The 26391-nt window shown below is 64.1% G+C and carries 17 protein-coding genes; 13 read left to right on the top strand and 4 right to left on the bottom strand.

From position 1 onward, the window contains the following. The 9 genes from BM009_RS10015 to BM009_RS09975 form a co-directional block, all read left to right on the top strand. Nucleotides 1-477: M48 family metallopeptidase (locus BM009_RS10015; protein ID WP_175487970.1), on the top strand; the 477-nt coding region annotated here is incomplete at its 5' end. Nucleotides 478-891: 414 nt separating this feature from the next. Continuing rightward, nucleotides 892-1728: a ligand-binding sensor domain-containing protein gene (locus BM009_RS22215; protein WP_139216592.1), complete on the top strand. Its 837-nt coding sequence runs from the start codon at nt 892-894 to the stop codon at nt 1726-1728. Nucleotides 1729-2073: 345 nt separating this feature from the next. Then, nucleotides 2074-3762, top strand: coding sequence for an ATP-binding protein (locus tag BM009_RS10005; RefSeq protein ID WP_139216591.1), 1689 nt, complete (start codon nt 2074-2076; stop codon nt 3760-3762). A 743-nt stretch (nt 3763-4505) separates the two neighbouring features. Beyond that, nucleotides 4506-5753, top strand: coding sequence for a tyrosine-type recombinase/integrase (locus BM009_RS10000; RefSeq protein ID WP_093295771.1), 1248 nt, complete (start codon nt 4506-4508; stop codon nt 5751-5753). A 283-nt stretch (nt 5754-6036) separates the two neighbouring features. Beyond that, nucleotides 6037-7572, top strand: a complete 1536-nt coding sequence (locus BM009_RS09995; RefSeq protein WP_175487969.1) for an EAL domain-containing protein — start codon at nt 6037-6039, stop codon at nt 7570-7572. 138 nt (nt 7573-7710) lie between these two features. Then, nucleotides 7711-10656, top strand: coding sequence for a S8 family peptidase (locus BM009_RS09990; RefSeq protein WP_093295768.1), 2946 nt, complete (start codon nt 7711-7713; stop codon nt 10654-10656). A 99-nt stretch (nt 10657-10755) separates the two neighbouring features. Continuing rightward, nucleotides 10756-13233, top strand: a complete 2478-nt coding sequence (locus BM009_RS09985; protein ID WP_093295766.1) for a sensor histidine kinase — start codon at nt 10756-10758, stop codon at nt 13231-13233. 50 nt (nt 13234-13283) lie between these two features. Then, a complete protein-coding gene (locus BM009_RS09980; RefSeq protein ID WP_093295765.1) occupies nt 13284-13676 on the top strand; it encodes a response regulator in 393 nt (130 codons plus the stop codon). 146 nt (nt 13677-13822) lie between these two features. Continuing rightward, nucleotides 13823-14629: an alpha/beta fold hydrolase gene (locus BM009_RS09975; RefSeq protein ID WP_254772237.1), complete on the top strand. Its 807-nt coding sequence runs from the start codon at nt 13823-13825 to the stop codon at nt 14627-14629. 163 nt (nt 14630-14792) lie between these two features. Here BM009_RS09975 and BM009_RS09970 read toward each other — a convergent pair whose 3' ends face one another. Beyond that, nucleotides 14793-15377 carry a TetR/AcrR family transcriptional regulator gene (locus tag BM009_RS09970; protein ID WP_093295762.1) on the bottom strand — a complete coding sequence of 195 codons (585 nt, stop codon included), beginning with the start codon at nt 15375-15377 and terminating at the stop codon, nt 14793-14795. 107 nt (nt 15378-15484) lie between these two features. On the opposite strand from BM009_RS09970, the gene BM009_RS09965 reads away from it, so the two are divergent. Genes BM009_RS09965 through BM009_RS09955 form a run of 3 tightly spaced genes read left to right on the top strand, consistent with a single transcriptional unit; the run spans nt 15485 to nt 17830 of the window. Continuing rightward, entirely contained in the window at nt 15485-16174 is a 690-nt protein-coding gene (locus BM009_RS09965; RefSeq protein ID WP_093295760.1) for a DUF1349 domain-containing protein, read from the top strand. A gap of 4 nt (nt 16175-16178) precedes the next feature. Then, nucleotides 16179-16727, top strand: coding sequence for a sugar O-acetyltransferase (locus BM009_RS09960; protein WP_093295758.1), 549 nt, complete (start codon nt 16179-16181; stop codon nt 16725-16727). Then, a complete protein-coding gene (locus BM009_RS09955; RefSeq protein WP_093295757.1) occupies nt 16724-17830 on the top strand; it encodes an acyltransferase family protein in 1107 nt (368 codons plus the stop codon). Before BM009_RS09960 ends, BM009_RS09955 begins: the two co-directional genes overlap by 4 nt. A gap of 574 nt (nt 17831-18404) precedes the next feature. Here the strand turns inward: BM009_RS09955 and BM009_RS09950 are convergent. The 3 genes from BM009_RS09950 to BM009_RS09940 are packed head-to-tail and all read right to left on the bottom strand — an operon-like array spanning nt 18405 to nt 22838. Beyond that, entirely contained in the window at nt 18405-19910 is a 1506-nt protein-coding gene (locus tag BM009_RS09950) for a tryptophan halogenase family protein (protein WP_093295755.1), read from the bottom strand. Further along, nucleotides 19897-21327, bottom strand: a complete 1431-nt coding sequence (locus BM009_RS09945; protein ID WP_093295889.1) for a tryptophan halogenase family protein — start codon at nt 21325-21327, stop codon at nt 19897-19899. Before BM009_RS09945 ends, BM009_RS09950 begins: the two co-directional genes overlap by 14 nt. Beyond that, nucleotides 21324-22838 carry a tryptophan halogenase family protein gene (locus BM009_RS09940; RefSeq protein WP_093295753.1) on the bottom strand — a complete coding sequence of 505 codons (1515 nt, stop codon included), beginning with the start codon at nt 22836-22838 and terminating at the stop codon, nt 21324-21326. Before BM009_RS09940 ends, BM009_RS09945 begins: the two co-directional genes overlap by 4 nt. A gap of 225 nt (nt 22839-23063) precedes the next feature. Here BM009_RS09940 and BM009_RS09935 point away from each other — a divergent pair, with 225 nt between their 5' ends. Further along, nucleotides 23064-26363: a TonB-dependent receptor gene (locus tag BM009_RS09935; protein ID WP_254772224.1), complete on the top strand. Its 3300-nt coding sequence runs from the start codon at nt 23064-23066 to the stop codon at nt 26361-26363. The last annotated feature ends 28 nt before the right edge of the window (nt 26364-26391 follow it).

The following is a 26391-nucleotide window of genomic DNA, read 5'->3' as shown; positions in this document are numbered from 1 at the left end:
GACCAAAGCGAGATCCGCGCCGTCGTCGCGCACGAGATCGGGCACTATAAGCACAATCACCTGCTGATCCTGGCCGCGGTCGTCGCGGTGTTGGCGGGGGCCGGATTGTGGCTTGTCGACCGCATGCTGGGGGCCGTGCCGCGGAGCCGGGATCGTCAGTCACCCCTGGTCCAGAATCCCGCCGCGATACCGCTCGCGCATCTGGTGTTCATCACCTTCACGCTGCTGACGACGCCGATCATCGTGTCTGCGGAACGATGGGTGGAGGTGGATGCGGATGCCTATGGCCTGCAGCTTGCGAACGAACCGGACGGCATGGCCAAGGCGCTCATCCGAACGGTCGATTTCCGCGCCAGTTCGCCGGGCGTCCTTGAGGAAACGCTCTTCTACGACCATCCCAGTATCGCGAGGCGGATCCGCCGTGCCATGGAATGGAAACGGAACCATCCTGCTGGTGCCGGAGAAGGCGGCCAGTAACGTAAGCAGGTAAAGCGCGCATCGCAGGCTTTGGCCGCCAGCAGCTTGCGGTCAACCTTGGCATTTCGGCTCGCGAACGCGGTTCTTCCTCGATGGGTACCCCCTAGCCGACCCGGCCACAGGAATCGCGACGACGCAGGCCGTTAGACGCATGGATTTCCAGCGGCAAGTTGGAGTAGCTTGTGCGGGCAGACCCAGGGTTGCGACAGCCCGGCGGCAGCGCGGCCGCAAGGGAAATCCCGGAAGGAAGGTTAACGTTGCGAAACTTCCTGGGGATCCGCCTGTCTTTGACGGTTCTGTGCCTGTTGCTGCTTGCGTTGGGCAGAGGGGCGTCTGCGCAGCAACCGCACGAGCGTTTTGGCGGATGGCGAGAACAGACCGTTTCCCCCGCACAAACCGCGCCGCAATCGATCGATGCGCTCGCGCAAAACACGCGATGGCTTCATTTGGATAGCGGCTGTCGGCGGCTTGTTTCGCTATGACGGCGCTTCGATCAGCCATCTTGAAATTGCGGGGCCAAGTCTGGCTTGGTCCGATGCCGTAACGACGCTGCTTCCTTCGGCGAATGGCGACTTGCTTGCGGGCCACCTCTGGGGCGGGCTCTCCATAGTTCATGCCGGCCGGGCGCGTCCGCTACGCGCGATGGAGGGGAGGCCGTTCTGCCTCGCAGAAAGCGGCAATGGAATTATCTGGAGTGTTCAATATTCGATCAAGGGGCTTAGCTTCACGACTCTGGAGAAGCAGGTCTGGAGCAGAGAAACTTCAGAACCCATCACGCTTTATGATTACAGCGGGTGCGCCACTAGCAATTCGGGTGCTCTCGTTTTTTTGGCGAATGGTGCGTTTCGGATTAAATCGACGAACCATGCGAAATCGAAGGTAATTGCGTCGGTATCTGTCGATGCCCAATTAGTACAGGGCTCGGACCGCCGGATCTGGCTTTGGTCAGCGAACCAGCTTCGGCAGGTTTTCGTGCGCCAAAGCGGTCGCGTTACGTTTGAATCCCCGGCAGACCTGCCGATGAAGAACATGGCTGCATTGGTCATCGATCGCGAGAACGGAGTATGGCTGGTCGATAACGCCGGCATTTCGAAACGTTTCGAGCGCCGTCTGGACAAGATGCGAGGGACATGGGCGTGGCACCTCGGAATGCAAACATTCATCGGCCGCTTCGCCGGCGATATGGGGAATCCGACGCTGGTCGATCGCGAAAACAATGTGTGGTTTGGAGTCAGCGACGGTCTTCATTAGTACAGGCGAACAGCTTTCGAGCAACCGGCCGCGTTGAAGAGAAACGAGCCCGTTCTGTTCGATGATTTAGCTATTCGAGATGGTCGCGGGAGTGTTTGGATTCGGCAGAGACATGATCTCTATAGAGTCGATCAGAGCGGCGTTCCGCGAAAACAGCCAATCCGTGTTCCGCTTAATTACGGGCCATGTGGAGGTCGAGATGGAGGCGTCTGGCTGCCGGAGAAGCGGGGAGGCGTACGCCTATACGGAGGCAAAACGCAGCGGTCGCTCTCACTGGCCGGCACCCACGCATTCGCGCAATTGGTATGGACGAATTGTGTCGAGGACAGTTTGGGAAGGCTGTGGGTGAACGACCGTGAAATGGTCAAGATATTGACCAACGCCAATGCCCAGCCCGTGCCGCGTGGACGGGACGAATATATGGGCGACGTTGCCACGCTGCAGGCAGATGCACGCGGTCGCGTCTTGTTCTACGTGAACCGGGGCAGCGTCTATCGTTCGGACGGCCAGAACCTTGAGAGGTTCTGGCCGAAGGAGAAAATGTCAGTCGGCTTCGCCGAAGTCATTTATTCAACGCAGGACTATGTTTTCATCGGCGGCGACAAAGGCCTGGTTCGGTATGACGGTCGTCGGTTTCAGATGCTAACCGGCGAGCGGTTCCCCTTTCTTTCCGGCGTATCCGGGATTGCACAGACCCCATCGGGCGAAACGTGGATTCATTCTCTCGCCGGTGTCACCCGTGTTGCGACAGCGGCCCTGCAGCGTGCGTTCGACACCGGCAATGCCGAGCTCGACATCAAGACCTATGGGATGTCGGACGGTGTGCCAGGGGCGCCCGTCTACTGGAACCGGTCCAGTCTGGAGGCGGATGCGGCCGGCCGGATCTGGGTGACGACGTCGGGCGGCGTCGCGATGTTCGATCCGCGGGTGCCGGCGGCCAATCGCGTGCCGCCGCCGGTGAAGATCCTGCGGGTCCTTGCCGATGGTCATTCGTTCGAAGCGATGCACGGCCTGCAGCTGCCGGCGGGATCGCAGCGGATAACTGTGGAGTATGCCGGCCTCAGCTTTGCGGATCCGGCCAAGGTCAAATTCCGCTACAGGCTTGTCGGGGTGGACAAGGACTGGGCGGAGGGAGGCGCATCACGGAGCTCCACCTATACGTTCCTTGCGCCTGGCACATACCGTTTCCGTGTGCTGGCGGCCAACAATGACGGGGTCTGGAACCGGCAAGGCGCGGAACTGACCTTCGTGGTGCCGCCGACCTTCCTGCAATCCCGCTTATTCTATCTGGCATGTGCGCTAGCGATCGTCATCCTCGTGGTGCTCGCGTTTCGCTGGAGGCTGAGCTACCTGACGGACCGGATACGGGATCGAATGCAGGTGCAGGCCTCCGAACGGGAGCGGATCGCCCGCGATCTGCACGACACGCTGCTGCAATCGGTCCAGGGCATGCTCATGCGGTTTCATGGTCTCTCGCTGCATCCCGGGCTGGACGACGGTACCCGACAAGTGATCAGCGACACGCTGGACGAAGCGGAAGCGGACCTGACCGAGAGTCGCGAGCAGGTGGCCGGGTTGCGGAGCGCGCGGATCGTGGCGTTGCATAGCGCGATCGAGGCGTTCGCCGAGAAGCTGCGGCGGTCTACGACCAGCGAAATCATCGTGAAGATGAGCGGCGAGGAGCGTATTCTCGAACGCATTGTCGCCGAAGAGGCGGCAAAGATCGCAGCAGAGGCGCTGGCGAATGCGGTCCGCCACGCGGGGGCGTCCACCATCACGGCGGACGTCGAATATCTGGTGGATCGACTTGTCGTGCGGATCGCGGATGACGGTGTAGGCGTGCCCGCCCAGGTCCTCGCAAACGGCGGCCGCCAGGGTCATTTCGGTCTGAGGGGAATGAAGGAGAGGGCAGCCTATGCGGGCGGCTCCCTGGAGATAAAAGCCGGGACCGGCATCGGCACGAGCTTGATCCTCGAAGTTCCCGCGCGGCACGCCTATGGCCGCGGAAGCAGCCGGAATTGGCTGGGCCTGTAGCGCGATGCGCGATCAAACGCGCGCAGGCTGCAATGGCTGATGATTAGGGCGCACAACGCGCGCGGCTGCGGCTACCGACCAGCATGTTCCGGCCTCCGGCGGAATGCACGGGTGCAGGGATCTGCTGCGCAAGCGGAGGAACCATTGCGGCAACGTCACGCGCAGGTTCAAGTGCTTGCTGTTGGGCGCGTACCCTGAGCGGCCAGTTTCAGCAGCTAAATACCATCGGGACCAATGTCCGAACTGGAGAGGCGCCAGAGCGTCAGCGAATGTCTGCGTCTGGGTCGTTGGGCTTCCGGCCATGCTGAACGAACCTCGGCTTTGTGCCGACCATTATCGAGAGCTATCGATCGACCACGGATTCACCTCTGCCAAAGGCTCATTTGCGAGCGTGGACGTGGAGTATTTGCAGTTCCTGACCATGGCAGGCAATTGCTCTAGCGGGCTTAAGGCATATTGCCCGTCGTAGATCGCCTTAAAGCCGATGGGGAACGATCACCCCGCTCTTTAGCCAATGTCTTGTTCGGCAGCGGTCAAATCCTGCCCCCGCAACCAAACCCACGCATGCCAAACCGCTTCAGGACTTCCTGAGGCGGTTTTTTGTGCCTGTTTTCCGTGGGTTATTCCCCGAGTCGCGTGATCTCAATAAGCTTCTCTGGACCCCACCGAACGCCAAGACGTCGATTTGCTTTTGGGGGTATTTTCTGGGGTAATCTCCGCAACCCTCAGCGGAGTACCCCCAGATGGCGCTCAAGGAACTCGGAGTCCGCTACGCGACCAAGCGGCAAAAGGATTACAAGCTCGCCGACGGCGAGGGCCTGTACCTGCTTGTCCGGCCCAATGGCTCGAAGCTGTGGCGGATGAAGTACCGCTTCGACGGCAAGGAGAAGCTGCTCTCCTTCGGCCGCTATCCCGACCTCAGCCTTGCAGAGGCGCGGCTGCGCCGCGCCGAGGCCAGGGTGGCGCTGGGGCAGGGCAGAGACCCCGGCGCCAGCAACAAGTCGCCGGTCGGCAAGACCTTCGAGCAGGCGGCGCGAGCTTGGCATGAGAACCGCGAGGGCAATCTCGACGAAGGACATGCCATGCGGCTGATGACGCGGCTCGAGCGCGACGCCTTTCCGGTGCTCGGCGATAGGCCGCTGCGGTCCATCACCAGCGCCGACGTGCTGGCGATGGTACGAACCGTGGAAGCGCGCGGCGCGCTCGATGTCAGCCGTCGGATCAAGCAGCATGTTAGCCAGATTTATCGCTTCGCCATCCCGCAGGGCTGGGCCGATCAGGACCCGGCAGCCTATCTTTCCGACCTGTTGAAGCCCAAGCCGCGCGTGCGGCACATGGCACGGGTTGGTCTGCAGGAGCTTCCGGCGCTGGTGCAGGCAATCGACGACTATGACGGCGAGGAGAACCCTCGGCGGCGTGCGGTTACCCGTGCAGCATTGCTATTCACGCTGCTGACCTGGGCACGTACCAACGAGACCCGCCTGGCCTGCTGGCAGGAATTTGAAGGCCTCCACGGGCCGGAGCCGCTTTGGCGCGTGCCAGCGGAGCGGATGAAGATGGAGCGAGAGCATGTCGTGCCGCTTTCGCGGCAGGTGGTGTTGCTGTTCGAAGACGTTCGGACCTACTCGGCTGGCCTTTATGTCTTTGGTGGCGACAAGCTCGGTCAGCCCATCTCCCAGAACACGATGATCTACGGCTGCTACCGCATGGGCTATCGCGGCCGACAGACCGTCCACGGCTTCCGCGGGCTCGCATCGACCTGGGCCAACGACGCCGAGCGCTATCGATCTGATTGGATCGAGATGGCGCTTGCCCATGTCGATCGTGATGACGTCCGCAGCGCGTATAATAGCGCGCTGTATCTGTCACCACGTAGGCGCATGCTGCAGGATTGGGCCGATCACCTGCTCAGCTTATCGAAGCAAATTAGCGACGCGCCCCACCTCAACGGTCTCGAATTGGCTCATACGGCGCTGACATCAGCCTTCTGACAGCTTTGGATCAGCGATAGGCTGCCGCAGCCAATAATGCCCAGGGTGGCCGGTAACGACCAATTCCAGTCATCGAGACCAGTCGCCTCGACCGTCTGCTTCTGACGACACCTGCCGTGACCGCACGACGCACCAAGCGCGAGATGACGGTCATCCTGCTCGGAACGAAGGGAGTGGTTCTGCGCGAGTTTGCGAATGGAGAAACGCAGTTTACCCAGCCAGAAAAATGGCCTTTTAGCATGCGGTTACGCTTGCTTCACAAATGGTTGCTAGCTCCGACCGAATGGCATTGGTGAATCTCCCGGTCCTGGTCCTACGTGCGGTGGTTCGCCGATGGGCGGCGCCGCCTTGGCGCACCGCATTCGACGCCCGGAAGCCGGTCCGCATCGCTGAGGTAGTCGATGCGACTCCGCGGCAGGATCAATGGCATGATATCAGATCCGTCAACGCGAAGGCCGGCGACCGTTTCCTCGGGTCGGCCGATGCCCCGCCCACTGCCGCGCAATCATCTGCGCAACAACGGTCTCACGCGAGCACGGCGATCTTCGATGAACTCCGTGACGAATGCGTTGACGTCAACGCATTCGCTCCATCCACATTCGTGGCCATCGTTGAGCTGGAACGCTTTGCAGCGCTTCGGAAAAGCATCGGGTACCGGCTCGCCAATCAATTGCTGGAAATGCTCGCCGATCGAGTTGAAGCGACGATTGAAAGTGCCGAGCGCGGACGTATTGGTCGCACCACGATTGAATTTGCCTTCAACGCGGCCAGCGTTGAGGCGGCAACAGCGAACTTGCAGGGTCTTGTCGACACCCTGGAGGCGCGACTGTTTGTCGATGCATTCAGCATCAGCCCCACGGTGACGATCGGCTTTGCGGACGCGGGCCAGAGTTCCATCCGTGACGAGCTTGTCGATCAGGCGGCGGCCGCACTGAGCGCAGCGCAAGCCGAACGGTGTAAGATCCGGTTTGCGGATCCGGCAATACTCTCACAAAACAGCTTGGCCGATCTGGAGCTTATGCGCGCTCTGCCGCATGCGCTCGCGTCGGGCGAAGTGAGCCTGTACTATCAGCCCAAGCTTCACGCGCGAACAAACACAATTACCTCTGTCGAGGCGCTGATCCGGTGGATCCGGCCCGGCAGCGGACTTGTGCCGACCGATCGTTTCATCGCGCTCGCGGAGGAAACCGGGGCGATCCGCGAGCTCAGCGAATGGGTGATTACGCGCGCCATCGACGACCAGCAGCGCCTCATCGAGCGCGGGCATGCCGTTGAAGTATACGTCAACATCTCGGGGCAACTCCTTCCCGACCATGGCTTCGCCGCCGCCGCGCTTTCATTGGTCCGCCAGGCGAAGGGCAGGATCGGGTTCGAGATTACCGAAACCGCGGTGATCAGCGATCCTGACGCAGCGCTCGCTAATCTGCGTGCTTTCACCGGGGCCGGCATTCGCATTGCGATCGACGATTACGGCTCCGGCCTTTCGTCGCTCGCCTATTTGAAGCAGCTGCCGGCGCAGGAGCTCAAGATCGATCGCATGTTCGTGAGCGGCCTCACCAACAGCAATCGCGACCCGCTTCTCGTCCGCTCCTCCATTGATTTGGCACACGCGCTCGAAATGGAGGTCACCGCCGAGGGTGTGGATACGGCGATGAGCCTGTCGCTCCTCCGGATCATGGGCTGCGACCTCCTCCAGGGCTATTTCATCTCTCCGCCGTTGCCACTGCCGCAGCTGGTCGAATTCCTGACTGACGAAGCGCATCTGGAGCGCCTGGCCGGTCCGGGCATAGAGCAGTGGCATGCCTCACTAGGTGCATGAATTTGAAGCAGTAAATTCTACCTTAACGGCTGCTAAACGACGTTTCTTCGGTTCTCGGTAAGCATTGGCGGCGCAAGACCCTCCCAAATTATAACGGCGAGACGGCGGCAGGGAGCCGGCTTGAACGGGGGCTTCCCAATGACAATGCGCACGTTGATCCGCTCGTATCTTCTCGCGACGGCCGGATTCTGCGGCCTCACGGTAGCAGGCGGCGCCGCGGCCCAGACCGCGCCCGCGCCGTCCACACCGATCCCAGCGCCCGCGCGCGCGCAGCCGGTAATAGTCCGCCCTGGTCCGGTCTCGGCGGACAAGCCGGTGCAGACGCTGAGCGGTACGCTTACGCCCTATGTGGGCAATATCCGGACTTTCACCGGTGATCTCGACCCGCTGGTCGGTAATATCCGCACCTTCAGCGGCGATCTGAGCCCCTATATCGGCAACATCCGCACCTTCGGCGGCACCGTCGACCCGTATGTGGGCAATATCCGCACCTTCTGGGGCGACCTAGCGCCCGCGATGGGCGACCTCGATCCGATGATCGGGAACATCCGCACCTTCTCCGATGCCTATGTCACCACGAGCAAGGATACGCTGGGCTATTGGCTGAATCTGCCGGGTACTGCCTCGGCCGCCGACCTGTCGACGCTCGTCACCAAGATCAACGGCATGATCGGGCAGTCGAAGGACGCATGGGGCACGGCTGTCCAGACGCAGACGGGCAAGACCTTCGAGGCCGGGTTCGTTGCCCCGATGCTGGCGAAGTGGGGACTCGATCTGACCAACCCCGCCTCGCTGACCTCGGTGGATGCCTATACGCGGCAGATGTTCTTCGTCGACTGGTACGACCAGCTCAACCAATATTCGGGCATGGACCACACCGACTGGTGGATGCAGACGATCAACTGGTCGCCCGCCATCACCAAGACGATCGGGGAGGGCAAGCGCTCGATCGTCGGCCTGCTCGACTTCACCGTAACCGGCGAAGGCACCAGCAACATCACCAAATATAGCGGCATCTCGGACTTCTCGAACGGCCACGGCGCCGCGGTCGCCAGCCTGATCATCGCCGCGCACGACGCCAAGGGCGTGATGGGCATCGCGCCGATGGCCTCGGTCGTCGCCTACAATCCGTTCGACAGCTCGGGCACCGCCAACTGGACGGACGTGAAGAACGGCGTGCTGATGATCGCGCAGAACAATGCGAGCATCGTCAACATGTCGCTCGGCGAACCCGGCAAGACGCTGCCCCAGGGCTGGAACGACGTGTTCGGCGATCCGGATGTCGCCGCCTATGCCAAGAAGACGATCTTCGTCATCGCGGCGGGCAATGACGGGATCACCCAGACCCAAAACATCAAGTGGGACAAGGCCAATCCGTATATGATCGTGGTCGGCTCGGTCGGGCCGACGGGCACGATCTCCGACTTCTCCAACCGGCCGGGCAATGCCTGCCTGGTCGATGCCAAGGGCACCTGCGCGCCCGACATGAAGCTGATGAACCGCTTCATCACCGCGCCGGGCGAGATGATCCTAGTATCGGACGGGCAGGGCGGCGTGACGCGCGCGTCGGGCACATCGTTCGCCGCGCCGCTGGTCACCGGGACGATCGCGCTGCTCCACGATCGCTGGCCGTGGCTGTCCAACTATCCCAAGGAGACGGTCGACATCATCCTGAAGTCGGCGCGCGACGCCGGTGCGCCCGGCGTCGACCCCGTCTACGGCGTGGGCATCCTCGACGTCACCGCTGCGCTGTCGCCGCTGAGCTTCGACGGGCTCAAATGGTATCAGTACGACGCGAAGGGCAATATCGTCGCCACCCAGGCCGCCAAGATCCGCGATCCCAAGGAGCAGGCCAAGTGGGAAGCGGCCGGCATGTTCTTCTATGCCTATGAAGACGTCGGCGCGACCTTCCGCGACTTCGCCATCCCGGTGTCGAGCAAGCTCACCGATGCGACGGCGATGTCGCTGACCGGCTCGAACGAATATTTGCAGAGCTATATCTACAGCCGCTTCATGGCCTGGGCGACGACGAAGGGCGGCCCGGGGCCCAAGGGACCTGGCGCCTTCAGCGGCTTCGCATTTTCGGCGCCGATCTCCAACAAGGGGGGCCTGCAGCTCTCGATGGCGGTGGCACCGCGCACGCGCATGCTGGGCTTCTACCAGAGCCAGCTTCCCTACCAGACGGCCGTGCGGCTGGTCACCCCGGGCGATCGCGTTGCCTTCACCTTCGGCGACGGCGATGGTGCGACACAGCTCGGCGGCGGCAGCTTCGCGCTGCCTTCGGACTTCGATCCCAATGTCGGCGGTGCCAACCCGTTGATGGGCTTCGCCTCGGGCGGCGGCTATCTCCAGACCAGCGTCGCGCTGAGCGATCACTGGACGATCTCGAGCGGGCTCACCCAGCGCACGCTGCGCCGCGATCTGCGGCAGATGGATGCGCTCACGGCCTTCGCGATGGGCGCAGTGGATCCCTATCGGGCCGGCGCGCAGAATGTCGCGGTGCGCTACACCGCCGGCAACGGCGCGCTGAGCGCGAGCTACACGCGCCTGCGCGAGGCCAAGGCAATGCTCGGTATCGAATCGGCCGACCCCTATGATTTCGCCCGCGGCAGCATCAGCGACGGCGTCACGCTCGGCGCAGACCTGGCGCTGACCCCGACCTTGGCACTTGCTGCGACCGGGACTGTCGGCCGCACCCGAGCGGCAGGCGCCGCAACGATCACGCCGGCCGACGGCGGTCTGGTCAGCACCTCGTTCCAGTTAGGGCTGACGAAGAGCGAATTGTTCGGCAAGACCGATCTGTTCCGCATGACGCTGGCGCAGCCGATGCACCTCGAACGGGCGAGCGTCGACCTCACCACGGTGCAGGTCATCGATCGACAGACCGGCGAGTTGGGGCCGCTCACCCAACGCTTCAATCTCGGGGTTCCCGAGCGGCAATATGTTGGCGAGGCCATGTATGGGCGAACGATGCTGGACGGCGCAGCGCAGGTGAGCATCTTCGGCCGCGCGACGTTCAATGGTGCGCAGACGCAAGCCTTGCCGCGCCTAACGGGCGGCGCGGCGTTCCGCATGAACTTCTAAGCCAACCATGCCGGCTATGCCTGGTGGCGCAGGCGGCATGGTTGGACATGCCTTAACCTTTTCGCCCTAAGATATTCTGGCGAAGGGAGATTCGGCCGGATGCGACGTGTGGAAGGCCTGTGTCTGCTGGCGCTCGCGATCGCGACGCCTGCGGTTGCCCAGATGCCATCGGCGCCGGCAAAGGCGGAGAAGGCCGCCCTCGCGCGGTTTGATCAGGACATCGCCGCCGCCAAGACCGCAATGATGGCGGACCCAAGCCAGGCCCTTGGGCTTGCCGATAAGGCGCTGGTTCGCGCGCGTGTGCTTGCGGCTTCCCCGGAGGCGGAGCGCGCTGTCGCGACGGCCGAATGGCTGAAGGGCGAGGCCTATATCCGGATCAGCGAGCCGGCCAAGGCGCGGCCGATCATCGATGCAGCGCTCGCCCGCATCGCGGTGCATGGCCGCGATACCAAGCTGCAGGGCGATCTGATGCGCTCGCGCGGCGCGATCGCGGCAACCTCGGGCAACATCGTCGAGGCGCTGCAGGACTATCAGCGCGCGTACGGCATTTTCCGCGCCGCCCGCGAAGTCCGCAGCCAAGCGATCGCGCTGCAGGACATCGGACAGATCTATTCGGACGCCGGCGATTATCCGCGCGCGCTCGACTATTATTCGCAGGCGGTTGAGCTCTACTCCGCCGATCCGGGCTTCCGTCTGAGTACCTACAACAACCGCGCGGAAGTGTTGCGCCTGCTCGGTCGCTACGACCAGGCGGAGCGCGACTATCGGAATGCACTGAAGAGCGCGCGCGAACTCGGCAGTCCGCTGCTGCAGATCCAGATCCTTGCCAATCTGGCGAGCGCGGAAACCGAACGCCGCAAGTTCGCTGCGGCGGGCCAGGCCGTTGCGGACGCGTTGCGGCTTTCCCGCTCCGTCGAGGCGGCATCGATGCGCCCGGTGGCCTTTGCCGCGGCGGCCAAGCTGAAGGCAGCGCATGGGGATTATGGCGCCGCAGCGGCGCTGCTGCGCACGACCTTCGCCGGAGTCGACCTCACCACCACGCCCATGCCGGACAAGGAGTTCCACGCCACCGCGGCGGAAGTGTTCGAGAAGCTCGGCGATCCGGCGATGGCGCTCCAGCATCTCAAAGCGTTCGAGCGCCTCGACAAGGAGGCGAGCCGGCTCACGGCCTCGGCCGCGTCGCAGTTGATGGCCGCGCGCTTCGACTTCCAGAACCAGAAGCAGAAGATCTTCGAGCGCGATGCCCGTATCCACCAGCAGCAGGCCGAGTTCCGCACCAAGCTTCTCCTGGGCCTGGTCGCGGCGGCTACGATCGTGCTGGTGCTGCTGCTGATCAGCGCGCTGCGGATCCGCAAGAGCCGCAATGAAACGCGCGCGGCCAACGTCGTGCTGAACCAGACCAACGCGGCGCTGGAGAAGGCGCTGAAGGCCAAGACCGAATTCCTGGCCACGACCAGCCACGAGATCCGCACCCCTCTCAATGGCATTCTTGGCATGACGCAGATCCTGCTGACCAATCCGCGCCTCGATGCCGAAGCGCGCGAGCAGGTGCACGTGGTGTTCGGTGCCGGCGAGGCGATGCGCGCGCTGGTCGACGATATCCTCGACGTCGCCAAGATGGAGACGGGCGAGATCGCCGTCGCGCAGGAAGACGTGGCGTTCCGTGCACTCTTGGAGGACGCGGCGCGTCTGTGGAGCGGACATGCCGCCGCCAAGGGCATCGCGCTGAACCTCGACATCGCGGACGCACCGGTGCGCATCCTGTCCGACAATGCGCGGCTTCGCCAGATCATCGGCAATCTGCTGTCGAACGCCGTCAAGTTCACGCCTGGCGGCAGCGTGACGCTGCGCGCCAGCGTCGCGGGCAACCCGGAAATGCTCGTCGTCGAGGTGGAAGACACCGGCATCGGCATCCCGGCGAATCATCTCGACCGCGTGTTCGAAGCCTTCCACCAGGTGGACGGCGGCCTGAACCGCCAGTTTAGCGGCACCGGCCTTGGCCTCTCCATTTGCGTGAAGCTGGCGTGCGCGCTGGGTGGTACGCTGAACGTCGTGAGCGCGCTGGGGGAAGGATCACGCTTCACGCTGCGCGTGCCGCTGCAGCGTGCAGTTGCCGGGAACGAAGCGCCGCCGGAGGGCGGACGTCCCGCCAGCCTGACGGAAGCGCGGCTGGTGCTGGTCGAGGCCAACCCGCTGACGCAGGGCATGATGCGCGGACTGCTCGAACCGGTCGCGGCCGCGGTCGACTGCCTGCCCGATGGAGACAGCGCGATCGCGGCGGTCCGCGCGGGCATGGTGGATCACCTACTCGTCGAGGCGCGATCGGCGACCGTCGAAGGTCGGCCGCCGCTCGATTCGCTGCGCGCGCTGATTGGCGCGTGTCGGGGGGCCGATCTGCCGATCAGCCTCCTGTTCGCGCCGGCCGAGGACCTGCCGCTCGATGAGATGGCGCGGCTTGGTGCCACACAGTTGATCGTCAAGCCCGTCGGCGCGGTCCAGCTGATCGCCGCGCTGCAAGGCGTGTATGCGGAGGGAGCACCGCAGGACACGCCGTTGCGGATGGCTTCAGCATCCTAATCAACTATTTACGCCCTGCTGCTAGGCAGGTTTGCTCCAGGGAGCGTGCCATGCAGATTCTGTTCGTCGAAGACGACCCCATGAACCGCCGCGTCGTGAAGGACATGCTGCGCGTGGTGGGGGCGCATATGGAGGAGGCCGCGGATGCGGAGACCGGCCTCCAGATGATCGCCAATGGTGATTACAGCATCGTCCTGATGGACTTGCGCATGCCCGGCATGGACGGGCTCACCGCCATCCAGCATCTGCGCGCCACGCCGGGGGAGAAGGCTGCGCTGCCGGTTATCGTCGTCACGGCTGACGCCGCCGCCGATCTTCGAGAAAGGTGCATGGCTGCAGGTGCCGACGAGGTGATCATGAAACCGGTCGCGATGACCGCGCTGCTCAACGCGATGGGTCGAATGCTGACGAAGCGCGGGAGCGACGGGGTGGTGCTGAGCTGATCTGTCGAATGCGCTCGGCTCGTTCCTGTTGCACGTGGACGCGCCGGACGTGGACGACACGAGCTGGACGTGCTTCGGGTCAATGGGATTAGCTTTCGCCGGTGGGCGTAGGGCGACCGGAGCCTTGGGAAGTTGGCAATTTGAACGTGGGCTTGCGAAACAATGTGCGGACGTTCGGGTCCGGTGAACCCGCGATCCTGTTCGCGCACGGCTATGGTTGTGACCAGACGATGTGGCGCCATGTCGCGCCTGCGTTCGAGCACACGCACCGCGTGATTCTGTTCGATCATGTCGGTGCCGGCGGTTCCAATCTCGCTGCCTGGAATCCCGGCAAATATCAGACGCTGCAGGGCTATGCCGAAGACGTGGTCGAGATCGGCGAGAGCCTGGGCCTTCGGGACGCGATCTTCGTGGGTCACTCCGTAAGCGCGATGATCGGTATCCTGGCCGCGAAGATGGCACCTGGCATGTTCACTAGGCTGGTTCTCGTCGGCCCGTCCCCGCGGTACACCAACGATGGAGAATATTTTGGCGGATTTGAGGCGACCGAGATCGATCGACTGATGGCGCTTTCGGAGGAGGATTTCCGCGATTGGTCCATTCAGGTGGCCTCGCTCGCGATCGGAAATCCCGAACGCTCGGAGTTGGTCGAGGAACTTGCTGCGAGCTTCTGTCGCGCCGATCCGGCTATTGCCAGGCACTTCGCCCATGTAACATTCTCGTCGGACAACCGCCGGGACCTCGAAGCGGTGCCGGCAAAGGTGCTGATCCTGCAATGCTCGAATGACGCGATCGCACCCGAAGCAGTTGGGCGGTATGTTCAAGCGCGTATTACCGGCAGCGATTTCGTCCGATTGCGTGCGACTGGCCACTGCCCTAACCTCAGTGCGCCCGAGGAAACAACCAGCGCGATCCGCGCTTGGCTCGACAGTAAGCTGGCGGTAAATGCTTAACGCCGTGTGGGGGTGTACGGCCTTGCCTTACCATTGGCCCGTTGCTGGATTGGCGGGTTTCGTCAGGACCTGCCGTTCCCCGCTGATGCCCTGAAGGACTGCAAAGTCCTAGTGCACGTCGGTCGCGGTTTCGGCAGCAGTCGACCAGAATGCGTCGTTCGCATCAACCGTCGTGAACGTCGGCTTCTGACAGAAGCTGCCGATTGGTCACACGAGCCACGAGGTCGCTTATCGCGGCGCGATCGAGCGGACGGAGATCGATCGAGTTGTGGATGCCGATTCCTTCAACCAAGGCGTCAAGGCCGCGCGCAGTCAATGGATCGAAGAACCGCTCCAGGGCAGCGCGGCTGTTGTTCATCCAGCGCCGCATGATTGCTGCCACCGGGGGATGGCGCGCTGCAAAGGCATAGAGTTCGTAGCTGAGTAGCAGCGTTCGCGGCTCCGCCCAGACCGACCCGCTGATGATGTCGATGACCGCCTCGCGCGCGCTGTCGCGGTCGGTCGCCGCTGCCATCCGCGCTCGGAAGGCGTCGGAGGCCTCTTCCGCCAATTGCACGAACGCTTCGGTGAGTAACGCCTCGAGCGTCTCGAAGTAGTAGGTGACCGATCCCAGCGGCACGCCCGCTGCCGCGGCGATGCGGCGATGTGTGGTGTTCGAGACGCCGCGATCGGCGATCACGTCTAGCGCGGCCGCGACGATGCGCTGCCGCCTTTCAGGATCGTTTCGCCTCGCTGCTCCCTCGGCCATACCAACGTTCCCCAAACACCATTGCATTCGATATGTACAAATGTACACATGCTGCCGATATGCGGCAGGAGGGTTCCTGCCGCAAACATGTTGCAAGGGGAAGGACGATGCAGGAACCACAGCTGTCGCGCCGGACGATCCTGGGTAGCGCCGTTGCGCTAAGCGTCCCGGGCGTCGCGGGCGCGACCACAAATGCCGCTGCCGACGAAGCGGTGTTGGGGCGGAAGGACGGCCGCTGGCTCCACGCACCGAACCGGTGGCACGCGGACGGCGGCGAGGACCTGACGCTGGTGACCGATCGCGGTACCGACTTCTGGCGGGAGACACATTACGGCTTCACCCGCGACAGCGGGCACTTCCTCGGCTTCCCGACCGGCGACGCATTCACCGCGCAACTGCGCATCCGCGGCCAGTATGAGAAGCTGTACGACCAGGCGGGCATCATGGTGCGTGTCGATGAGCGTCGCTGGGTGAAGGCAGGGATCGAGCTCTCCGACGGCCGCGCCATGCTCAGCAGCGTGCTGACCGACGGCCGATCGGACTGGTCCACCGGTTCTTATGCCGGCAACGCTGCCGATTTCTGGATGCGCGCGACAGTCGCCAAGGGCGTGCTGCGCCTGCAGGTCTCGGCCGATGGCAAGACCTGGCCGTTGGTGCGGCTGGCGCCGTTCCCGGTGGCATCCGCCTATCAGGTCGGCCCGATGGCATGTACGCCGGAGCGCGAAGGGTTGCAGGTGCGGTTCTCCGATCTCCGCATCACCGCGCCGCTCGGCAAAGACCTGCACGACCTGAGCTGAGCCCATGACCCAGAAGCAGCGCATGCTGGCCGGCGAACTCTACACGGCCGACGATCCCGAGATCGCCGCAGACGCCGCGCGTGCGGCAGCCTGGATGGTACGGTACAATGCGTCGCTCGGCGACGACATGGCTGATCGGCACGCGTTGTTGGTCGAGGGGCTGGGGCAGGTCGGGGAAGGAACGGTCGTCCGTCCGCCCTTTCACTGCGACTATGGCACCAACATCCATCTCGGAACGCGCGTCTTTCTCAATTTCGGCTGCGTGATCCTGGACGTGGTGCGCGTCGAGATCGGCGCGGGCACGCAGATCGGGCCGGGCGTGCAGATACTCACCGCCGATCACCCACGCGATCCGGAGCTGCGGGCGCAGGGGCTGGAATTCGGACGGCCAATCCGCATCGGCGCCAATGTCTGGATCGGCGGCGGCGCGCTGATCCTGCCGGGGGTGACGATCGGCGACGATGCGATCATCGGCGCAGGCAGCGTGGTGACGCGCGACGTAGCCGCCGGAACGACGGTAGCAGGCAACCCCGCGCGGCCGGTGGCGCGATGACGAAGCCGGCACCGGATACGACGACGGACGGCAAGATGCACTTCGAAGTGCTCGACGGGCTGCGGGGCACCGCGGCGCTGCTGGTGGTGGCATTCCACATCCAGGGCATTACCGTGCTGTTCGAGGCCAACCGGCTGCTGCTCCCGCACGCCTATCTGGCGGTCGACTTCTTTTTCGCTTTGTCCGGTTTCGTCGTTGGCTACGCCTATGACGATCGCTGGGGGCGAATGACGGTGCGGGAGTTCCTTGCCCGCCGGCTTGTGCGATTGCACCCGCTGGTGGTGCTGGGAGCATTGCTGGGGCTGGTGAGCTACTGCGTGGACCCCTTTGCTGGGGATCGGCAGCATGCCCCCTGGCCGCTCGTTGCTCTAGCGTTCGGCGCGGCACTGCTGGCGCTGCCCTCGGCGCCGCTGCCCAATCGGCTGGGCGACAGTCATCCTATCAATGCACCGGCGTGGACGCTGCTCCAGGAATATATCGCCAACCTCACCTATGCGCTCGTGCTGCGCCGGCTCGGCGTGCGACCGTTGTTTGCGCTCGCGATTCTGGCGGCTATCGCCTCGGCTGCGATGGCGCTGACGCTCGGCTCCTACGACACCGGATGGGCGCTCTACAATTTCTGGGGCGGGCTGGTGCGGCTGGCCTATCCCTTCCTTGCCGGTCTGTTGCTGTACCGAGTTCGTGATCGGCTGCCGCGGATGCGGCTGGGCTTCCTGCCGCTCAGCCTGATGCTGCTGCTGGCGTTCGGCGCGCCGGTGCTGCCCCAGTTCTGGGGCGTGAAGTTGAATGGGCTTTACCAGGCTGCCTGCGTGCTGCTGCTGTTCCCCGCAATCCTCGTTGCAGGTCGGCATTCGTCGGGCAGTCCGCTGAGCTTGCAGCTGTGCAAGGCGGCGGGGCGAATTTCGTACCCGCTCTACATCACCCATTATCCGTTCGTGTACGTTTACATGAACTGGGTGGCGACGGCGCCGGCATCCTCGGGAATGACCGCCGCTGTCGCGATCCTGCTGTATCTGCTCACGCTTCTGGTCGCCGTCGCTGCCCTGCAGCTATGGGACAGGCCCATTCGGCGGCGACTGCAAGCCGTGCTCCATCGAAGTTGATCAAGATAACTGCCCTTCCGATCGCCGCCATCCTCGGCGATTCTGCCACTCCCGAGAGGGAGAGCGCCTTCGATCTTCGCTCCGTCTCCGAGAGCATAGGCTCGAAACTCAAATGATTGGCGGGCAACATAAATGCGGCGGCCCAAATGGCGGTCGAGCTCTGCGAGAAAGCCTCGCATGTTGCCCAGCCTCACGTTTCCCAGAGCGTGATCAGCTATGTCCGGCCAATGCTTCCTGATGCGTGCTCAAAGCCATCTGAGCAATAGGGATGCGTGGCTGCATCCGACTAAAGCCGGCCTTTAGATCTGTAGCGACAAACGTCTGCTCCTGAAAGAAGTTGCCATTAGGGCGTTCTGCAACGGAGCGTCAGAATGGTGTCCCATAACAGCGATCAGAAGTCGCGCGCGGTTTGACAGTGCGCAAAAGCGAGCGGCGTCCGGGTGTCGCTGAGGATCTACGATCGTTAGCCAACCAACCGAGGCAACTTTCTCGCAATTGTCGAGCTCAGGTCGGTTCTTCAGTTTTTTGCTGCAGCGGTGGCAGGGCGCCACCGCATTTGCCAGCATGGGGCCTGTCACATGCCTTTCAGGCATTGGGATAGGAAGGCTCCGTGCGTCGGCATCTTCGACGCGGTTCCCTGATAGCCGCGCCGAAGTTGCTCCATCGCCGCAGCAACGCGATCGCTATCCAGCGCATCGACGAGGGGGGCAATGTCTCGGGGGACGAGGTGCTGGCCCAAGCATACGGAAACCCAACTGGAGCTCGAAAAAAGTTCAGCCGCTTCGCGGAAGATCCGTCCCTTCTGGCCGAAGAGTGCAAGCCGGTGCGCCAAGCTATCCGGCAGGTTCATCGTGCGACAGCGATTCCAGAATGCGGAGTCGTCGCGGTTCGTCAGCTTGTAGTGCAGGATGATGAAGTCGCGGACATCATCGTACAGCGCACGCATCTGGCGGTTATATTCTTCCCGCTCGACCGGATCGAACCGGTTGTCCGGAAATAGCGTCAGCAGTCGCGCGATGCCGCTCTGGATCAGATGGATGCTCGTCGACTCGAGGGGCTCGAGAAAGCCGCCCGCAAGGCCAAGCGCCACGACGTTGTGGGACCAGAGCGCACGCCGCCGTCCGGTGGTGAAGCGCAGGCGGCGCGGTTCGGCCAGTGCCGGCGACTCTAGCGAGTCCAGAAGCTGCTGCTCGGCGGTGTCGTCCTCCAGATATTCGCTGCAGTAGACAAGGCCGTTGCCGATCCGGTGCTGGAGCGGGATGCGCCACTGCCAGCCGGCCGCGCGTGCAGTGGCGCGGGTGAAGGGCGTGGGCTCTCCCACAGGGGCACAAGGGGCCGCGATCGCACGGTCGCAGGGCAGCCAGTGCCGCCAATCCTCGTAGCCCGTCCGCAGGGTTTCCTCGATCAGCAGTCCGCCAAAGCCGGAGCAATCGATGAACAGGTCGCCCGCGACGACGCGCCCGTCGGCGAGCGTCACGGATTGGACGAACCCGTCTTCCGCCCGCTGCGCCACGGTGACGACCTTGCCTTCGATGCGTGTAACGCCGCGCGATTCCGCCAGTGTGCGGAGCAACTGCGCGTAGAGGCCTGCGTCGAAGTGAAAGGCGTAGAACAGCTCGCGAATGGGCGATTGCGCCGTGGCGGAGGGACGCCCGAAGCGCCCCAGCGATGCCGCCACCGCGCTCATCGACCAGGCGGCGATCTCCGGCATCGGCCTGCGTGCCCGCTCGCGCAGGTAGAGCTGGTGGAACGGCACCCCTTCCAGATCCTGGCCATAATTGCCGAAGGGATGGAAATAGCGGTCGCCCAGCGCGCCCCAGTCGACGAACTCGATGCCCAGCTTGAAGGTGCCACCGGTCTCCGCGAGGAACTGGTTCTCGGCGAGCCCGATCATCTGGTTGAAGCGCAGGATCGGCGGGATCGTCGCTTCGCCCACGCCCACCGTGCCGATCTCGTCGGACTCGACCAGGGTGATGCGGGTATAGCCATTGTCGAGAAAGCGCGAGAAGGCCGCGGCCGCCATCCACCCGGCCGTGCCGCCGCCGACGATCACGACGTCGCGGATGCTATGCGCGTTCATGGAGGCGCTCCATCTGCAGGGCCCGGAACCGCGCGGCCGTGGGGACCCGCTCGATCGCCTGCGCGATGCTGTCCCGTAGCGACGCCAGCGCGGCTGCCGCTTCGTCGGGCGGCACGGCATCGGTCAGCGGATCGATACGGCGGGGCAGCACCTGCTGCCCGAACAGCACGGCGAGCCAGCTGTCGCGGTCGAAGGTCTCCTCCTCATAATATGGCAGGCGGCCGCGCTCGCGGAACAGCCGCAGCGTATGCGCGAGGGACTCCGGCAGGCTAGCTTGTGCCCGCGCCTGCCAGAACGGCGTGTCGCGCCGGGCGGTGGCATAATGGAGCACGAGGAAGTCACGCACGCGCCGCGCCTCGGCGAGCGCCTGCCGATTATATTCGGCGGCCTCCAGCGGATGGGGCCGACCGGCGGGCAGCATCGCGATCAGCCGGTCGATGGCGCTGTGCGCGAGATGGAGATTGCTCCACTCGAGCGGCTCCACGCCGACGGCGGCATCGCCGATCGCGACGACGTTCCCGCGCCAGGGCTCCAGCGTGGCGCCGGAGCGGAAGGCAACGGCGCCCTCGTGCCTTGCCCCGGAAGCGGCGCAGTAGACGGTTCCGCGCTGGCGGGCGCTTACCCAGCGCCAGCCATGATTGGTTGCCGTCACCCGCTCCATCGGCGCTGCTTCGTCGTCGCCGGCAATATCATCCAGCACGATCCGATCGCAGGGCAGCCACGCCTGCCAACTCTCGTGGGGAACCGCCATCGTCCCGTGCAGACGGGCGGCAGGGCCAGTGCAATCGCAGTAGAGATCGGCGGTGAGACGGGTACCATTGTCCAGGACCACGGCTGCAATGTCGCCCCGCGCGTCCTGCTCGACATGCGCCACCTCGCCGAGATGGCCCTGCACGCCGACATGGCGGGCAAAGGCCATCAGCATCGCGGTGTAGCGCGGAATGTCGAGCGCGAGGCCAAAGCTGTGCTCGGAAAGGAGGCCGTCGGCCTGTGGTGTGACGAACCGGCCCGTTCGCGCCATCATGGCGGCCGCCGAGAGCGCATCGAACGGCGGGGCGGCACCCGCCAGCGCAGCGCGTGCCCATAACGACGGGAACGGCGCGCCACCTATCGGCATGCCCGCCCGACCATAGGCGTGCACATAGTCCGGGGCACCCTCCACCCAATCGCGAAACAAGGTGCCGAGGCGATAGTGGCTGCCGGTGCGCAGCACCGCATCGCCGAGCCCGATGCCCAGGTCGCCGTGGAAGCCGAGGATCGAGGGCAGCGTGCTTGCGATGCGGTCCGCCAGCGCATCGGCGGGCGGCGCGACCGGCACGATCGTGATGTCCAGCTGCGGAAGGCGGCGCTTGAGCGCAGCGGCGGCCGACCACCCCACCATGCCCCCGCCGACGACGAGAATAGTGCGCAAGCTCATGCCGCCGCCGCCATGGCGCAACACTGGTCGATGTAGCGCAGATGCTCGGGGACCTGCGCGACGGTGGCGTCGATCTCCGCCCGCAGCGCCTGCATGCCGCGCATCAGGCTATCGTTGTCCGGCAGGTCCGCGCGCGGGTCATAACCTTCCGGAATGATCCCCTGGCCGACATAGACCGCGATCCAGCTGGCATCCAGGAACACCCCCTCGCGATACTTCACCACCCGGCCGGCCCGGCGGAACAGCTCGATCTTCTCGGCAAGGCTGTCGGGCACGGCCATGGTGCGAACATAGTGCCAGAAGTCGGAATCCGATCGCGTGGTCGCGTGGTAGTGGAGGATCAGGAAGTCGCGGATGCGATCATATTCGAGATCGACCAGGCGATTGAACTCGTCCCGATCCACCGTCGAGATCGTGGTCTCCGGGAACAGCTCGATCAGCGCGGTGATCGCCTGCTGGACGAGATAGATGCTGGTCGATTCCAGCGGCTCCAGAAACCCGCTCGCCAGCCCGATCGCGACGCAGTTGTTCACCCAGCTGCGCCGGCGCCGTCCCGCCCGGAAGCGCAGGAAGCGTGGATCGGCGAGCGGCGCGCCCTCCACCGCCTGGGTCAGCGCCTGCGCCGCCGCATCGTCCGAGGTGAAGGCGCTGGCGAAGACATAGCCGTTGCCGGTGCGGTGCTGCAGCGGGATACGCCAGCGCCACCCGGCCGGCATGGCGATTGCGCTGGTATAGGGCGTGACCGAGGTTTCGGTGCGGCATGGCATCGCCACGGCGCGATCGGCGGGAAGCCAGTGGTTCCAGTCCTCGAACGGTTCCTCCAACGCCTCGCCCAGCAGCAGCGAGCGGAAGCCCGAGCAATCGATGAACAGGTCGCCTTCGATCAGCTGGCCGTCGTCGAGGCGGACGGCGGTGATGTCGCCGCTCGTGCCGTCGCGCAATACCTCGACCACCTTGCCCTCGCTGCGCATCGCGCCCAGTCCTTCGGCGATGCTCCGCAAATACGGCGCGAACAGCAGCGCATCGAATTGATAGGCATAGCCATAGGTGGAGGCGAGCTGCGCGGGGTCGGTCGCCGGCACCTCGAACCGGTTGGCGCGCGCGAGCATGCAGGCATAGGAAAAGGCTTCGAGCGGCGGCACATCCGCCCCCGCACGCCGCAGCCGAGTCCAGTAATGGTGGAAGTCCACCTCGCCCTTGCCGCGCCCGAACGTGCCGAAGGGATGGACATAGCTGTCGCCGATCTTTCCCCAGTCGCGGAATTCGATACCCAATTTGAACGTACCGCGAGTCCAGGCCATGAAATCGGCTTCGCGAATGCCGAGCTTTTCCACGAAGCTGCGGATGTGCGGCAGCGTCGCCTCGCCGACGCCGATCACGCCGATCGCCTCGGACTCTATGAGGTGCAGGCTGCAACGCGCTGGCAACAAACGCGCAATGGCAGCCGCGGTCATCCAGCCCGACGTGCCCCCTCCGACGATCACAACCCGTAGACTCTGTCGCCCGGCCATCGCTGCATCCTCTCTCGTTGGAGATAGGGGTACCAGCAACGCCCCGCAGGATGTCAAACGCTTCCTTGGACGCGACCATGCTACCGTTGCAAAACGGCTACAGTGCTTTCGAAAACGTTTCTCGCAATGGTAGCGCTCGCATTGTCAACGTTACCATCATCTGATCTACCTTCCTGACAACCTTGTCGTGGCCAACGAGTCACAAGCTTATCTGAGGAGGGGATTATGCGAACCATGTCGCCTGCGCGCTTGCGCGATATCAACGAGATTGGATCTTTCCTGCGCGGGGCCTCGGTCACCGCGCTCTGTGTCGCGGGCATGATGGGTGCCGCCCATGCACAGACGACGACGCCGGACCAGCAGGTGCCGGTCGACAGCACGCCCGCCGACCAGGGCAACGAGATCGTCGTCACCGGCATCCGCGCCAGCCTTGCCAATGCGCAGAACATCAAGCGCAATGCCGATACCGTGGTCGACGCGATCACCGCCAGCGACATCGGGGCGCTGCCGGACCGCTCCGTCACCGAAGCGCTGCAGCGCGTGCCGGGCGTGACGATTAGCCGCTTCGCCGGCACCAACGATCCCGACCATTTCTCGGTCGAAGGCTCGGGCGTGAACGTCCGCGGCCTGAACTTCGTCCGCTCGGAGTTCAACGGGCGCGACACCTTCTCCGCCGGCATCGGGGGCCAGGCGATCAACTTCGCGGACGTGCCGGCCGAGCTGCTCGGCTCGGTCGAAGTCTACAAGAACGCGACGGCCGAGATGATCGAAGGCGGCCTGGCCGGCACGGTCAACCTCAACACCCGCAAGCCGTTCGACAACAAGGGCCTGCACGTCGGCGCCGATCTCGAGGCCAATTATGGCGACATGGAGAAGAAGTGGTCGCCGACCGCCTCGCTGCTGATCAGCAACACCTGGGAGACCGGCATCGGTACGCTGGGCCTGCTCGGGGACGTGTCCTACTCGCGCATCCGCAGTCGCGCGGACGGGATCCAGGTCACCAACTTCCAGACGCGGGACAACCAACAGGCGCTTGCCGCCAACTCGACCACCAACCTGGTCTGCCGCAATCCGCTGCCCGGCACCGGCGACAGCACGACGCTGCCCGCCGGCGGCTCAGCCTGCGGCACCGGCAGCACGCCGGGTGCGGACGGGCTGCTCGATCCGGCGTCGGTGCGCTATGCGCCGATCGGCGGCCAGTTCCGCAGCCAGGACTATGACCGCAAGCGCGACGGCGTCGCCGTTGCGGCGCAGTGGCAGAGCCGCGACAACCGCACGATCCTGACCGCACAGTTCCTGCGCACCCACACCACCAATGCCTGGGGCGAGCATACTTTCGAAACCGCGCCGGACCTGTCGGAATACAACACCTATCCGCTCGGCTGCGCGCCCAACGGCAACGGGCCCGGCGGCACGACGCGCGCAGAGTGTGCGGTCGGTTCCACGACCAACTACAAGTTCGATTCCTCGGGCCTGTTCCAGTCGGGCTACATCACCGCGCCCGGCAATGGCGGCGGCAGCCGCTGCGCCGGCGACGGCACCATCCAGCCCTGCTACGTGCCCACCGGCGGCACGCAGCAATCGCTGTCGCGGCGCCAGGTGCTCGACGAGAACACCATCTGGGACTACGGCCTCAACCTGAAGACCGAACTCAGCGATCGCCTCTCGGTCAACCTCGATGCCGACTATACCAAGGCCAAGCACAACAACACCGACTTCGCGGTGTTCGGCTCGACCTTCGCTGACTCGGAACTCGACCTTACGGGCAACCTGCCGGTCGTGACGCCGCACAAGCCGACCGTGCTCGGCACCTCCAACCCGGCGCTGGCCGGGCAGAGCGACGCGCAATATTTCCAGAACCCGCAGAACCAGTTCTGGCGCGCGGCGATGGACCATCTGGAGCAGAGCGAAGGCCGCGAATATGCCTTCAAGGCGGACTTTGACTACAAGTTCGGCGAAGACAGCTTCCTCACCCACCTGAAGTTCGGCGCCCGCTATGCGGATCGCGCGTCGGACGTGCGCTACAGCACCTATAACTGGGGTGCGCTGAGCGAGGTGTGGGCGGGCACGCCGGTTTCCTTTGCCCAGTCGCCGCAGCAGACCGCGTTCTACAGCTTCCCGAACTTCTTCCGGGGCGCGACCAAGGGGCCGATCGGCGGCTATTACTATACGGGCGATCTGATCGACGGGTACAATCAGTCGACCGCCTATTTCCAGAAGATCGGCCAGCAGTGGCAGGCGAACGGCGCGAGCTCCACGCCCTGGTCGCCGCTGGCGTCGCGCGGCGGTGTCGTCGCCGGCACGCCCTATCTCCCCTCGGAGATCCAGAACGTCACGCAGCAGGACAAGAACGTCTATGCGCAGCTGAACTTTCAGTCGCCGGGCCCCGTGTTCGGCAACGTCAAGGTCAGCGGCAATGTCGGCCTGCGCTATGTCGTCAGCGATCTCACCTCGGCGGGCTCGATCGGTGCGCCGACCCAGCAGCAGACCGGCACGCAAGACAGCTTCGCCGCGACCTGCTCCAGCACCGGCACCACGGTGAGCGCACTCTGCCGCCTCGGCGAGACAGGCTACAACACGCTGCGCAACTTCTCGACGGGCGTGACCACGCCGGAGGTCGCGCGGGTGAACTATGGCTACTGGCTGCCCAGCGCCAACCTGAAGTTCGGCCTGACCAACAACCTGATCCTGCGCCTCGCCGCCTCCAAGGTGATGACGCGTCCAGATCTGGCCAACATCCGCAACTTCCTTTCGGTCGGCTTCGACTCCTCCAGCGGGGCGCTCACTGCGACGGCGGGCAATCCCTATCTGAAGCCGGCGACGGCGTGGCAGTTCGATGCGACGATGGAATGGTATTTCGGCCGCGTCGGGCAGCTGTCGGTCGACGTGTTCTACAAGTCGATCCACAACTTCTTCTACCAGTCGCTGACCACCCGCGCGGTCACCGGCGGCGGCGTGACGCAGGACGTCATCGTCCGTGGTCCGGCCAATTACGACGGCTATGGCAAGATCAAGGGTGCCGAGGTTGCCTATCAGCAGACCTTCGACTTCCTGCCGGGGGTGCTCGGCGGTCTGGGTGCCAACCTGAACTATTCGTACATCGACAGCTCGGGCCTGCCCAATTCCTTCCTGAACGGCGGCGCTCCGACGAACAACTCCAACATCAAACCGGGCAACCTGCCGCTGGAAGGTCTTTCGAAGCACAACTTCAACGCTACGCTGTTCTACGAAAAGGGCCCGGTGTCGGTTCGTGCGGCCTACAACTGGCGGTCGAAGTATCTGCTCACCGCGGCGGACGTCATCTTCCCATACACGTCGATCTTCCAGTCGGCGGGCGGGCAGCTTGATGCCTCGGCGTTCTACAGCATCAACAAGTACGTCAAGATCGGCGTGCAGGGCGTCAACCTGGCCAACCAAGTCGTGAAGACCGAGCAGGCCTATATCAACGGATCCACGGCCACGGCGCCGCGATCCTATTTCGTCAACGATCGTCGCTTCTCGTTCATCCTGCGCGGGAACTTCTGAGAACCACGATCACGGTTCGTGCTTGACG

This window comes from Sphingomonas sp. NFR04 (assembly GCF_900114095.1).
Taxonomy (GTDB): Bacteria; Pseudomonadota; Alphaproteobacteria; order Sphingomonadales; family Sphingomonadaceae; genus Sphingomonas.
Note: the sequence above shows the minus strand (reverse complement) of the source record. Positions and strands in the feature narration are given on the sequence as shown.

Coding starts and splice junctions, on each gene's coding strand:
- BM009_RS22215 (WP_139216592.1), top strand. CDS start 892: ATGCGCTCGCGCAAAACACGCGATGGCTTCATTTGGATAGCGGCTGTC.
- BM009_RS10000 (WP_093295771.1), top strand. CDS start 4,506: ATGGCGCTCAAGGAACTCGGAGTCCGCTACGCGACCAAGCGGCAAAAG.
- BM009_RS09995 (WP_175487969.1), top strand. CDS start 6,037: ATGGCATTGGTGAATCTCCCGGTCCTGGTCCTACGTGCGGTGGTTCGC.
- BM009_RS09990 (WP_093295768.1), top strand. CDS start 7,711: ATGACAATGCGCACGTTGATCCGCTCGTATCTTCTCGCGACGGCCGGA.
- BM009_RS09985 (WP_093295766.1), top strand. CDS start 10,756: ATGCGACGTGTGGAAGGCCTGTGTCTGCTGGCGCTCGCGATCGCGACG.
- BM009_RS09980 (WP_093295765.1), top strand. CDS start 13,284: ATGCAGATTCTGTTCGTCGAAGACGACCCCATGAACCGCCGCGTCGTG.
- BM009_RS09970 (WP_093295762.1), bottom strand. CDS start 15,377: ATGGCCGAGGGAGCAGCGAGGCGAAACGATCCTGAAAGGCGGCAGCGC.
- BM009_RS09965 (WP_093295760.1), top strand. CDS start 15,485: ATGCAGGAACCACAGCTGTCGCGCCGGACGATCCTGGGTAGCGCCGTT.
- BM009_RS09960 (WP_093295758.1), top strand. CDS start 16,179: ATGACCCAGAAGCAGCGCATGCTGGCCGGCGAACTCTACACGGCCGAC.
- BM009_RS09955 (WP_093295757.1), top strand. CDS start 16,724: ATGACGAAGCCGGCACCGGATACGACGACGGACGGCAAGATGCACTTC.
- BM009_RS09950 (WP_093295755.1), bottom strand. CDS start 19,910: ATGAACGCGCATAGCATCCGCGACGTCGTGATCGTCGGCGGCGGCACG.
- BM009_RS09945 (WP_093295889.1), bottom strand. CDS start 21,327: ATGAGCTTGCGCACTATTCTCGTCGTCGGCGGGGGCATGGTGGGGTGG.
- BM009_RS09940 (WP_093295753.1), bottom strand. CDS start 22,838: ATGGCCGGGCGACAGAGTCTACGGGTTGTGATCGTCGGAGGGGGCACG.
- BM009_RS09935 (WP_254772224.1), top strand. CDS start 23,064: ATGCGAACCATGTCGCCTGCGCGCTTGCGCGATATCAACGAGATTGGA.